The following is a 10,797-nucleotide window of genomic DNA, read 5'->3' as shown; positions in this document are numbered from 1 at the left end:
ACAAAATCAACGCACTCTAAAACCGGAAGGGCCATTGAAGCGCTCAATGTTAGCTATGGCGGCTATAGCTGCACCGCGCAGTGTTGGAGGTGGAGGAGAAGGAATGCAGTTAGTCGCGGGGCTGCAGGCGCTTGACCAGCTGGTCGTGGTGGACTGGGGCGAGGCAGCCGGCGTCCACGACGCGCCGGGCTAGCTCCTTGTCCCCCATCTTGGCCGCGAAGGCCATGCCCATGGTGATGTCGTGGTCGGGGCGGCCGATAAGTGTAATCTCATCGCCAGGTTTGATGCGGCCAGGCTCGATGATGCGCAGGTAGGAGCCACAATCGCCGCGCTCCGTGAAGGATTTGAGCCAGCCCGGCTCATCCATCCAGCCGGAGAAAGTGGCACAAGGCGTGCGCGGGATAGACACTTCAAGCACGCACTCCCCCACCTGAATTCGCTGGTTAATCAGCATGTTCGGCCAGGAAATCCCCTCGGTGGTGAGGTTTTCCCCAAAGTAGCCATCACGCAGCACGCGGTTGAGCGTGCCCTCCCAGTAATCGAGCTCCTCACGGGCGACGGCATACACGGCCTTCTCAGCGCCGCCGTGGTGGGCGTGGTCACCGATGGAATCCCCCACCACGCCGGAGCCGTCACCGTAGTTGGGCCCAGGTATCTCCAGGTCCAGGAAGGGGCGTGGCTGCTTATCGATGCCCGTGTACTCGTGTCGCCCATGCGGCTCGGGGCGGCGGACAGCGACGTTCGTGGAGATAACCTTCATGCTCACCTATTGTGGCACACCTCACGCGCTCACATGTCGCGATCGTGGAAGAGCGCCTCCGCGGTCACGAGGTCGTAGAAGAAGAGGCGGGGGGCGAGGGGGAGGACGTCAGCAAGCATGGGCATGTCCTCCTTGAGCAAGGGACTTTCCATGATGATGTCATTCGCCGCAGCGCGGGAGGCCAGGGCGAAGGCATAGGAAATATAGGGCATCCAGGCAGCGGCATTGAGCTCGTCGGCAGTGTTACCGCTGGCAAAGGCGCCCAACGCGATGAGGGTGTGGCTGACGGACATGTCAACGCCCGCGTTTTGCACCAGCGAGGCCAGTGCCGTGGCGTCCTTGCGCAGGTGCTCGATGGTGCCCAGCGCATCGAGGGCGCCGTTGTTGGCAAAGCACTCGCGCAGCGCGGCGATGCGGCCGGCCTCCCCCATCAGATCATGGACGGGCGGTGTGGGACTGTGAATGGTCGCGGCATTGAGCAGCATCGGGCGGGTCAGACCATCTGCGCCGGACTCGCGCAAGGCGGTGAGCTCGGGGTTCTCGCTGGCGGAGGGATCGAGGAGGAGATCCAGGTAGCTATCGACGCCGGACTCGGCGGCGGCCTCCAGTGGCGAGTGGAACAAGCGCGTGCGCGCAAGCGAGCGGGCTTGTTGGTTCACGCTGACGCCGGTGCGCGCCAGGGCGTGGACCGCGGCTTCCGGTTGGGCGCGCAGGCGGTCGATGGTGCTGTCGAACATCGCCTGCAGTTTCGGGTTGGGGCTGCGCTGGGAGAGCACGTGGAGCGCGCGGAAGGTGTCCCAGAGCTGCTCCGGGGTCCAGTCCTTCGAGGCGAGCGCCGCCGGTGAGCCTTCCGGTGTGATCACAATGGAGGCGCTGGAGGGGCGTGCAGGGGCGGCGAGGTTGGAGGAGGCGCGAAGCTCGCGGACGTCGACAAGCAGCGAGCCATGCTCAGCAAGCTCCGCGGGCAGTTCAAACCCCTCTTCAGTGGGAGTGAGTTGGGTAGGTGCCACGGTGGGCTCGGCCAATGGCCAGGCCCAGCCCACTAAATCTGCCTGCGGTTCTGCGTTCTGTTCAATGATGATTTCATCGCCATTGAGCAGACCACGGCTGACGAAGGGGGACTTGCGGATGGTTGCCAGCGCCGCGTAAATCAGGCTGGTGGATGCGGATGCTTCGTACTCGACAATGCGCCGCTCCAAGCTGCGGGCCTGGTGAGCCTCGCGCTCCTGAGCCGGGAGGGAGTCCAGGTAATCCTCGTAGGACAGTGTGGACCACATGAGGAAGAGCTCTGCCGTTGGCTGTTTGCGCACGGCGTTGGCCAGCGCGGCGTTGGGGACGGCGAGGCTGGTGACCGCCTGCGTGGTCTTCGAGGTGCGCGCCAGCTCCTTGATTTTCTGGCGGCCGTCGATGGTGACGAACTTCGCCAGCGGCAGCGGGCGCGGCGAGTGGACGGTGAACATATCGTCCTGATCGAGCTGGCCAGCGAAAATTACTGGCTTATCGGAGTGCTCAGTGGGTTCCAAGCCGATGCGCTTGACGCGGCTAAACAAGGCCTCGGGCCAAACATCGAATTCCAGCTCATAGCCGGCCTCACTGGCTACGACCTCGCGGCGAGAGACCTCGGTGTCCTCGAAGGTGCGCAGGCCTTTTTCCAGTGCGATGGGCTTCTTTGGCGGGGAGGCCAGCGTGTAGCTGAAGGCTGAGTGCGCGCCGAGGGCATCGATGATGCGGAAATCCATGCCGCGCGGACCGTCGTTGGTGGCGCGCATGTGGAGGCCCTCGGCGAGGGAGATGAAGCGGACGTCGACAAGCTGCTCGTCGTGCCACAGCGACACCTTGTAGCGCCCCACCCACGGGTCTTCGTAGAGGTCACCCGGGAAAGGCTCAGCGATGCCTGCGTCGAAAGTCTGCTCCGAAATCTCCTCCTGCTCGCCGCCGAGAGGCGCGTAAGTGAGATCGATGCGCCACTCCCCTTCCGCAATGAGGTGCACGCGCGGCGACTTGGTGAACACGGGCTCGTTGTCGAGGCCTCGGGCGTTGGGCAGGGTGGCGACGTCGAAGTCCCACTCGAAATCGCCGTGCTTGGCGACGTCCACCGGTTCCCTCTGCGGTACCCTCACCTGATCCGGTAGCGGTCCCACTTCCCAGCCGGCCCAGATGCCGAGTGGCTCAGCGTTCTCGAGCGTGCCCTGCGGCGCGATGAGGGTGGTGCGGTCATAGACGATGAACGGCGCCTCATCGGTGATGCCGGTGAAGGTGACGGTCTCGATGAGGTCCTCATCGCCATCGCGCAGGGTTACCTCGATGCGGGTAAAAGGCCCAGGGATGCCGACTTCCAGCGGTTCTTCGGTGGCGAATTCGCGCACCGAATGGGGGCGATCGATGAAGTGAGACTTGACCACCCACCGAGGATCAGACAGATCTGCCTCAGGATAGGTAGCCGGCAGCTCCAGCATGAGAATGTTGCTCCCCCGGCGCAGTGAAATCCGGGGACCCTGTTCGGTGAGGTCAGTGGTGACCAACGGCGTTGTGGGAAGTGAATAAATCTCCGCGCTCATTTGCTTCATCATAGGACACGGCGGGGTGGTGTTGCCATGTCGCTGGTAGGCGGCCTGACTGTCCTATCCGTAGGACAGGTGTCCTATTGATAGGACAGTTGGCTATAGTAGGGCCATGGACCCAGTACAACTCCTCAAGAAAAGCCCGCTGAGCCTGAGCGAAATCTCGCGGCGCTCGGGAGTGTCGCGAAATACGCTCAATCTGTGGTTGCGTGGGGCAGCTCAACCAAGCTTGGCCGGGTTGGAGAAGGTAATGCGCGTGCTCGGATACGAGGTTTCCGTACAGGTACACCACATGAGCGACGCCGCCGCCGCGACAGCCGCCCGAGTTCTCCTGGGGGAGCTCAGCAGCGAAGAACCAGACGTTAAAGCCTGGATTGACCGCTTTATGCAGTGGGGTGACGCTGCGGCCGTCGGTGGCAGCTACCAGGCTCTCATGGAACGGGCCGCGTGGGCCTCCAACCCCTACGGCCGCAAGGACGCTCTCCATTTTTTACCAGCGAATCCCATAACGCTTGCCTCAGCGGTTGATGCGAGCGGGCAACCATGGGCGATGTCGGGTGCCTTTGCAGCTCAACAAGTCTCGGGGCATATCGCTGGTGAAGGAGAACCTCGATCAACATTGATTTGGTGCACAAATCCAGCAGACATCGTGCCTTCATTACCCACGCGGATTCGTGCCAGTGCTGAGCCAGTATCCGGAGGGATCACCCTCGTGCCCGTCGCCGGTGAAGAGTTAACGGGCGCAAGAAAAGAGTTAGGAATACACTACGTGTCACCGCATCAGCTTGCTATTGATGTGTGCGCTGAAAACCATGCGGGAGGGGCATAGGGGATGAGAAGAGCTACGAGCCGAGTGAGCTGGGAGCACCATGAGCGACCGCACATTGTGGAGTTGGGGACCAAGCGCGGGTTATTTCGACTCACCAAGCAACTTCCTGACTTGGTGTGGAACGCTGCCGCGCTGGAAGGAAACACGTTTACCCTCCCGGAAGTCCGCACGTTGCTCGATGCCGGACTTTTCCGTGGTGAAGGCGACGCAGAGGGGGACGGCGGTGGAGTGCGGCTCATGGATGGCGGGTTCATCCCTTTCGACCCTGCTGATGAATTGGGTGAAGCCCATGCCGATTTGCTGGTTTCCCTCCAAGGGCTTGACAACCCAGTCGAGCAAGCGTTGGCCTATTTCTGCTCAGCCACGCGTAGCCAGTTCTATTTCGATGGAAATAAGCGGACCGCCAGGCTAGTGGCGTCCGGTCTCTTGCTGAGTCATGGATACAGCGCATTGAATATCCCTCACGCGAGGCAGCTGGAGTTCAACCTTGCACTTGATGAACTTTTCCGGGCCGACGATGCCACAGCTTTGATGGACTTTCTGTATGACTGCCTAGAGGAGTCCTCCCAGTAAGCGCAGTAGGCCCTCCGCTTCCGAAGCGGAGGGCCTACGTGGGGGCTGAATGCTCAGCGCATCCTTTAGTGCATAGTGCTGTAGTGTTTAGCGGAACATCTTCTGCAGAGCGGAGAAGTCAACCTTGACCACGCTGACAGACTGCAGGAATGCGGCGATGGCGCCGAGTAGGGCAGCCACGACGCCTGCGCCCAAGAAGCCGGCGCCGACGGGGTGGCGTGGCTAAAAGGAACAGAGTTGACGACGCCGGCGGACTTGTTGTGGTCAATTGCCTGCTCGGAGATGTTCTTCAGGGAGTGGCCGTATGGGGACTTGCCCAGAACACCGTTGACGTCGGCAAGCACTGCGTGGACACCATAAAAGGACAAACGGTGAACCCCCAGAACGTGGGATTCACCGTGGTGAGTGAATGGGCAGATTATGCCATCTGCAGCGTGGTCACGCAGGTACCGCCTTCGTCAGAGGTATCCAGGGGAACCTCGCCGGTCTTGCCGTCCTGTTCGATGGTGATGGTGCCCTTCTTGTCGGCCGGCAGCCAGTAGCCAATGAAGCCGTTGTCGAACGTCGTCGTGTCCTCGTTGACCAGCTCGTTTCCGGCGTCATCGGTGATGGTGACGTGGATGTCTTCCTTGCCGAGCTCACCAGTGCAGGTGGTTAGTGAGTGGTTGAAGCAGTCATGGGTCTGGGTCATGTACGGCGCGATGGAGACGTAGAACTTGTCCTCCGGCAAGGGCAGGGATGCTTGACCCTGCTCGGCGGTGAGGACCAGCTCGTTCGGCAATACGGAGGCGTGCAGATCGCTAGGACGCTCCTCCTTGGGCATGCGGTCCAGCTTGTCGATGATCTCCGGGCCATCCAACCCTTCGAGATCGAACTCGGCGAGGATCTCCTCGGCGGGTACCTGCTGGATGTCGGTGCTGGAAGCGGCGCTCTTCGAGGCTTCGCTCGGGACGGGGCTCTCCGTGGAGCAGGCGGACAAGGTGATGGCTGCGGCGCACACAGCCGCAAGAGAAATGAGGCGTTTCATAAGTCTTCCGAATGGGTCCGATTGTGTTGACTCAATCTTATACCCCACCGGGGTATCCATCAATGGAATGAGAGAAGGATCATCTTTTTGCGCTACGCGGGATAGTCTGTTCCTTATGACTGATACTGCAGGAACAACTCTGCCACCTTGCCCCGAGTGCTCCTCCGAGTACACCTACGAGATGCCGCCGCTGATTGTCTGCCCCGAATGCGCGCACGAGTTCTCCACCGACGCTGCCGATACCACGGCCACGGAAGGAACCGAGCCGACCATCGTCGACTCCGTGGGCAATGCGCTTGCCGACGGCGATACGGTCACCATCACCGAAACCCTTAAGGTCAAGGGCGCGCAGCAGCCGCTCAAGGCCGGCACGAAGGTGCGCGGCATCCGCTTGAACTTCGACGCCGGCACCGGCCAGGAAGATCACAACATTGACTGCAAGATTGATGGATTTGGCGCGATGAAGCTCAAACCTGCTGTGGTCAAGAAGGTCTAGAGAAACCTCTACGACCGTCATTGGTGGCCGTCACTGGCTGAGGGAAGGACGGTAAATCCTTGAGACCGGGCAGCAGCGTGGAGCTGCTTGTCATAGGTGAAAAAGGCTAGCGCGAGGCCAGCGTCACGGAGGAGGCAGGCGCTCGCAAGGTGGATAGCATCTAGGGAGCGAACTCCGGTCAGAGAGCATGCTCGGCGAATGACCTCATCGTTGATGCCAACCTTGGAGACCCCCTCCGTGAACTCCCGGTAACCGGTGCCGGTGAGGCCACTGCGCTGCCACACTTTGGATAACTCGATGTCAATGAGTGCAGAAGAAAACAGTTGTTGGCCTTCAAGGAGTGCAGCGACTTCGTAGCTTTCGCGCTCGGGTAAGGCCAACTTCGCTAGTGCCGAAGTATCGACGTAGATCATCACAAGCGGTCTTCCCTATCTAGTAGTGATACAACGTCTGTCTTGGAAGGCAGATAGTCTGTGTTGCTTGGCTGTGAGTAAGGCTTCGGGTTGTGGCTCAAGATTCCGGCAGCTACTAGCTGCTCCACGGGGCTATCTAGAGACGAAATGGGTACTACGCGAGCAATGGGCCGATTGCGGTCAGTGATGATCACGCTTTGACCTGTAGCGGCGACTTCGCGCACTATGTGGCCAGAACGCTGGTTGAGTTCGCGCAAAGAGATGTTGGTCATCGCTCCAACCGCCTTTCCTGATTGTCTGTTCGCCAAATGTAGAACAGTAGAACAATGTTGATTGTAATGGCCCCGCCTAAGGAGAACAAGGGGGCGTCGACAGTCGCGTCGCCGCACTGCGGAGCAGAATGCGGCTTGCCTGGGTCTAACTGGGGAGATGTCCGTTCGGTGACTACACTGTCTAACCATGACTAACCCGAGCGATAACACCACCCACCGCTACACGCCGGAGCTCGCCGCGCAAATTGAAAGTGCCTGGCAGCAGTACTGGAAGGATAACGGCACCTTTAATGCGCCGAACCCAGTTGGGCCGCTCGCGGAGGAGGGTAAGGAACTTCCAGCGGAGAAGATGAACATCCAGGACATGTTCCCCTACCCTTCCGGCGCGGGCCTTCACGTGGGCCACCCACTGGGCTATATCGCTACGGATACCTACGCGCGTTATCAACGCATGCTGGGTAAGAACGTCCTGCACACGCTGGGCTATGACGCCTTTGGTCTGCCGGCAGAACAGTACGCCATCCAGACGGGTACGCACCCGCGCACCACGACGGAGGCGAATATCAAGAATATGCGCCGCCAGCTGGGTCTTCTCGGCCTAGGTCATGATCCACGCCGCTCGGTGGCCTCGACTGACCCGGAGTTTTATAAGTGGACGCAGTGGATCTTCCTGCAGATTTATAACTCCTGGTTCGATGAGGAGCAGCAGAAGGCGCGCCCGATTTCTGAGCTCATCAAGGAGCTTGAGGTGGGCAAGCGCACCACCAAGGACGGCCGCTACTACGCGGACCTGAGCAAGGAAGAGCAGCGCAAAGCACTCGATGAGTTCCGCCTGGTCTACCTGTCCAACTCCACCGTGAACTGGTGCCCGGGCCTGGGCACCGTGTTGGCTAATGAGGAGGTCACCGCAGAAGGTAAGTCCGAGCGAGGTAACTTCCCGGTCTTCCGCAAGAACCTGTCGCAGTGGATGATGCGTATTACTGCTTACTCCGACCGTCTGCTCGATGACCTGGAGCTTCTGGACTGGCCGGAGAAGGTCAAGTCCATGCAGCGCAACTGGATTGGACGCTCCCGCGGTGCGGAGGTCAGCTTCCACGCCGAGGGCTACAACATCGACGTGTTCACCACCCGCCCGGACACCCTCTTCGGCGCGGAGTACGTGGTGCTGGCCCCGGAGCACGAGCTTGTCGACGCCCTCCTCTCCCCCATCCCTTATGACGATGACGTGGATGAGCGCTGGACCTTCGGCCACGATGATCCGAAGGAGGCCGTAGAGGCCTACCGCGCGTCCATCGCCGCCAAGTCTGATCTGGAACGCCAGGAGAACAAGGAAAAGACCGGCGTCTTCCTGGGCACCTATGCCACCAACCCGGTCAACGGCAAGCAGATCCCGATCTTCATCGCGGACTACGTCCTGACTGGCTACGGCACCGGCGCCATCATGGCGGTCCCAGCGCACGATACCCGTGACTACGAGTTCGCCACCGTCTTTGGCCTGCCGATTACTGAGGTAGTCGCTGGCGGCGACATCACCAAGGAGGCCTACACGGAGTCCGGCAAGGCCGTAAACTCCGCCAACGATTCCCTGGACATCAACGGCATGCCCAAGGATGAGGCCATCGCCGCCATCATCCCGTGGCTAGAGGAACAAGGAGTGGGCCACGAGAAGATCCAGTACAAGCTGCGTGATTGGCTGTTTGCCCGCCAGCGCTACTGGGGCGAGCCCTTCCCCATCGTCTATGACGAGGCCGGCCAGGCCTACCCGCTGCCGGAGTCGATGCTGCCCATCGAGCTGCCGGAGGTAGAAGACTACAAGCCGGTCTCCTTCGACCCGGATGATGCTGATTCCTCCCCGCAGCCGCCGCTGGCCAAGGCTCGCGAGTGGGTCGAGGTGGAGCTGGACCTGGGTCTTGGGGATGGCCCGCAGACCTACTACCGCGATACCAACGTCATGCCGCAGTGGGCAGGTTCTTCCTGGTACCAGCTGCGCTACATCGATCCGACGAATGATGAGATCTTCTGTGATTTGGAGAATGAGCGCTACTGGACAGGCCCGCGCCCAGAGGAGCACGGCCCGAACGATCCGGGTGGCGTTGACCTCTACGTCGGTGGCGTTGAACACGCCGTGCTGCACCTGCTCTACGCCCGCTTCTGGCATAAGGTTCTCTTCGATCTGGGCTACGTGACCTCGAAGGAGCCTTACCGCCGCCTGTACAACCAGGGCTACATCCAGGCTTATGCCTACACCGATTCCCGCGGTGTTTACGTGCCTGCCGCTGAGGTAGTAGAACGCGATGGCGCGTTCTACTACGGGGATGAAAAGGTCAACCAGGAGTACGGCAAGATGGGCAAGTCCCTGAAGAACTCCGTGGCTCCGGATGACATCTGCCGCGACTACGGTGCCGATACCCTGCGCGTTTATGAGATGTCGATGGGTCCGTTGGATACCTCGCGCCCGTGGGCTACCAAGGACGTCGTCGGTGCGCAGCGCTTCCTGCAGCGCCTGTGGCGCCTAGCCGTCGATGAGAACAGCGGCGAGCTGTCTACGACGGATGCAGAGCTTTCTGAGGATGACCTGAAGCACCTCAACCGCACCATCGCCGGTGTGCGTGATGACTACGAGAACCTTCGCCTGAACACCGTGGTGGCCAAGCTCATTGAGTACGTCAACTACCTGACCAAGGCCTACCCGAAGGGCGCGCCGCGCGCCGCCGTGGAGCCGTTGGCCCAGCTGGTCTCCCCCGTTGCCCCGCACATCGCGGAGGAGCTGTGGAAGCGCTTCGGCCATGAGGAGACCATCACCTATGAGGCCTTCCCGGAGTTCGAAGAAAAGTACCTCGTCGACGACGAGATTGAGGTTCCGGTGCAGATCAACGGCAAGGTCAAGGCACGCGTGATGGTGCCTGCCGACGCCGACCAGGCCACCGTCGTGGGTATTGCCAAGGAAGATGAGCGCATCGCTGAGCTGACGGCGGGCAAGAACGTGGTCAAGGAGATTTACGTCCCGGGCCGCATGGTCAACCTCGTTGTGAAGTAACTCACCCCAAGAAAGCGCCGTTCCTGCGGTTACTCCGGCACCGCCTCTGAGGTGCCTCAGGAACGGCCTTAGGGGCACCTCATCCACGTTGCCGTCAAAGGCGTCGAAGGGGGAACTATAGTTGTCGTAAGGTGCTCTCAAAGAGCTCCGCGACAGTGACGATTCCGTTGTGGACTAACCCGCCGATGATCTGGTTCATGAAGGCCAGCTGCACCGAGTTCAGGCGTGCGCCGTCCATCATGTCCGCAAACGCGGAACGCGCCGCGGATTCGTCCAACCCGATGATGGTGCGGACTAAGCGGGGAAGGCCCACGCCGAGCTGTTCCTCCAGGGCGGGGGAGGCCGCGACTAAATTCCCCAGCTCATCGGCTAAATCCATGACCGCGGCCTTGCGCGTGTCACGGTCCATGCCATTAGTAAAAGCTATCTTCTATTAAGTAGCCATATGTAATTTTCGGGGCGGCGCGACTTTTAGGGTTTAAGGCGCAAATGACGGTACGTCCAATTCTGCAGGTGGAATTCATACTCATTCCTTCTTTCAAAATTGCTGGTTGTATGCGGTTGGCGCTCCTTCTTTGAGTCCAAAACATGGACGTGCGCATTCCCTCGAGGGTGAATTTTCAAAACCCTTGCCTGGTTCACCTCTCTTCGATATCCATTTCCCAGGAAGTTGTTTTTCTGAGGCTTGAGTGCCGCGAAAAACAACTCTTAAACAACTTTGCCAACAACTGTGTCTGGTTTAGCGCTCCCATCGATTGGAAAAGGGCAGTTCAAAAGAGTTGTTGCTGGTTGTGAGGTTGCCCGCAAATCGTGGACACGTAGTGGAGCT

The 10,797-nt window shown here is 60.3% G+C and carries 10 protein-coding genes; 4 read left to right on the top strand and 6 right to left on the bottom strand.

Annotation, left to right across the window (positions count from 1 at the left end; genetic code table 11):
- Window positions 1–109 precede the first annotated feature (109 nt).
- Both HMPREF2781_RS06280 and HMPREF2781_RS06275 read right to left on the bottom strand, forming a co-directional pair.
- A complete protein-coding gene (locus tag HMPREF2781_RS06280) occupies window positions 110–760 on the bottom strand; it encodes an MOSC domain-containing protein (RefSeq protein ID WP_070644803.1) in 651 nt (216 codons plus the stop codon).
- Between the two features lie 29 nt (window positions 761–789).
- On the bottom strand, window positions 790–3,318 hold the full coding sequence (locus tag HMPREF2781_RS06275; protein WP_246821794.1) for a hypothetical protein: 2,529 nt from the start codon (window positions 3,316–3,318) through the stop codon (window positions 790–792).
- Window positions 3,319–3,433: 115 nt separating this feature from the next.
- Between HMPREF2781_RS06275 and HMPREF2781_RS06270 the strand changes: the two genes are divergently transcribed.
- Entirely contained in the window at window positions 3,434–4,150 is a 717-nt protein-coding gene (locus tag HMPREF2781_RS06270) for a helix-turn-helix domain-containing protein (RefSeq protein ID WP_070644799.1), read from the top strand.
- A gap of 24 nt (window positions 4,151–4,174) precedes the next feature.
- Entirely contained in the window at window positions 4,175–4,723 is a 549-nt protein-coding gene (locus HMPREF2781_RS06265) for a Fic family protein (RefSeq protein WP_246821793.1), read from the top strand.
- Window positions 4,724–5,141: 418 nt separating this feature from the next.
- Here the strand turns inward: HMPREF2781_RS06265 and HMPREF2781_RS06260 are convergent, their stop codons facing one another.
- Window positions 5,142–5,750, bottom strand: coding sequence for a CueP family metal-binding protein (locus HMPREF2781_RS06260; RefSeq protein ID WP_070644795.1), 609 nt, complete (start codon window positions 5,748–5,750; stop codon window positions 5,142–5,144).
- A 115-nt stretch (window positions 5,751–5,865) separates the two neighbouring features.
- On the opposite strand from HMPREF2781_RS06260, the gene HMPREF2781_RS06255 reads away from it, so the two are divergent.
- Window positions 5,866–6,246 (top strand): zinc ribbon domain-containing protein YjdM, encoded by a 381-nt coding sequence (locus HMPREF2781_RS06255; protein ID WP_070644793.1) that lies wholly within the window; start codon window positions 5,866–5,868, stop codon window positions 6,244–6,246.
- 17 nt (window positions 6,247–6,263) lie between these two features.
- Here the strand turns inward: HMPREF2781_RS06255 and HMPREF2781_RS06250 are convergent, their stop codons facing one another.
- Together HMPREF2781_RS06250 and HMPREF2781_RS12805 are read right to left on the bottom strand one after the other, a co-directional pair.
- On the bottom strand, window positions 6,264–6,659 hold the full coding sequence (locus HMPREF2781_RS06250; RefSeq protein ID WP_070644791.1) for a type II toxin-antitoxin system VapC family toxin: 396 nt from the start codon (window positions 6,657–6,659) through the stop codon (window positions 6,264–6,266).
- Window positions 6,659–6,931 carry a type II toxin-antitoxin system Phd/YefM family antitoxin gene (locus tag HMPREF2781_RS12805; protein ID WP_070644789.1) on the bottom strand — a complete coding sequence of 91 codons (273 nt, stop codon included), beginning with the start codon at window positions 6,929–6,931 and terminating at the stop codon, window positions 6,659–6,661. Before HMPREF2781_RS12805 ends, HMPREF2781_RS06250 begins: the two co-directional genes overlap by 1 nt.
- Window positions 6,932–7,118: 187 nt before the next feature.
- On the opposite strand from HMPREF2781_RS12805, the gene leuS reads away from it, so the two are divergent.
- Window positions 7,119–9,968 carry a leucine--tRNA ligase gene (leuS, locus tag HMPREF2781_RS06240; RefSeq protein WP_070644787.1) on the top strand — a complete coding sequence of 950 codons (2,850 nt, stop codon included), beginning with the start codon at window positions 7,119–7,121 and terminating at the stop codon, window positions 9,966–9,968.
- A gap of 115 nt (window positions 9,969–10,083) precedes the next feature.
- On the opposite strand, the gene HMPREF2781_RS06235 is transcribed toward leuS, so the two are convergent.
- A complete protein-coding gene (locus HMPREF2781_RS06235) occupies window positions 10,084–10,377 on the bottom strand; it encodes a type I restriction-modification enzyme R subunit C-terminal domain-containing protein (RefSeq protein ID WP_246821792.1) in 294 nt (97 codons plus the stop codon).
- Between the last annotated feature and the right edge of the window lie 420 nt (window positions 10,378–10,797).

It is taken from the genome of Corynebacterium sp. HMSC062A03 (assembly GCF_001811145.1).
GTDB classification, from domain to species: Bacteria; Actinomycetota; Actinomycetes; order Mycobacteriales; family Mycobacteriaceae; genus Corynebacterium; species Corynebacterium aurimucosum.
This window is presented reverse-complemented; position numbering and strand designations above follow the sequence as displayed.

Bases quoted from the DNA above. Each gene is read 5' to 3' on its own strand.
- HMPREF2781_RS06280 (WP_070644803.1), bottom strand. From the start codon at position 760: ATGAAGGTTATCTCCACGAACGTCGCTGTCCGCCGCCCCGAGCCGCAT.
- HMPREF2781_RS06275 (WP_246821794.1), bottom strand. From the start codon at position 3,318: ATGAGCGCGGAGATTTATTCACTTCCCACAACGCCGTTGGTCACCACT.
- HMPREF2781_RS06270 (WP_070644799.1), top strand. From the start codon at position 3,434: ATGGACCCAGTACAACTCCTCAAGAAAAGCCCGCTGAGCCTGAGCGAA.
- HMPREF2781_RS06260 (WP_070644795.1), bottom strand. From the start codon at position 5,750: ATGAAACGCCTCATTTCTCTTGCGGCTGTGTGCGCCGCAGCCATCACC.
- HMPREF2781_RS06255 (WP_070644793.1), top strand. From the start codon at position 5,866: ATGACTGATACTGCAGGAACAACTCTGCCACCTTGCCCCGAGTGCTCC.
- HMPREF2781_RS06250 (WP_070644791.1), bottom strand. From the start codon at position 6,659: ATGATCTACGTCGATACTTCGGCACTAGCGAAGTTGGCCTTACCCGAG.
- HMPREF2781_RS12805 (WP_070644789.1), bottom strand. From the start codon at position 6,931: ATGACCAACATCTCTTTGCGCGAACTCAACCAGCGTTCTGGCCACATA.
- leuS (WP_070644787.1), top strand. From the start codon at position 7,119: ATGACTAACCCGAGCGATAACACCACCCACCGCTACACGCCGGAGCTC.
- HMPREF2781_RS06235 (WP_246821792.1), bottom strand. From the start codon at position 10,377: ATGGACCGTGACACGCGCAAGGCCGCGGTCATGGATTTAGCCGATGAG.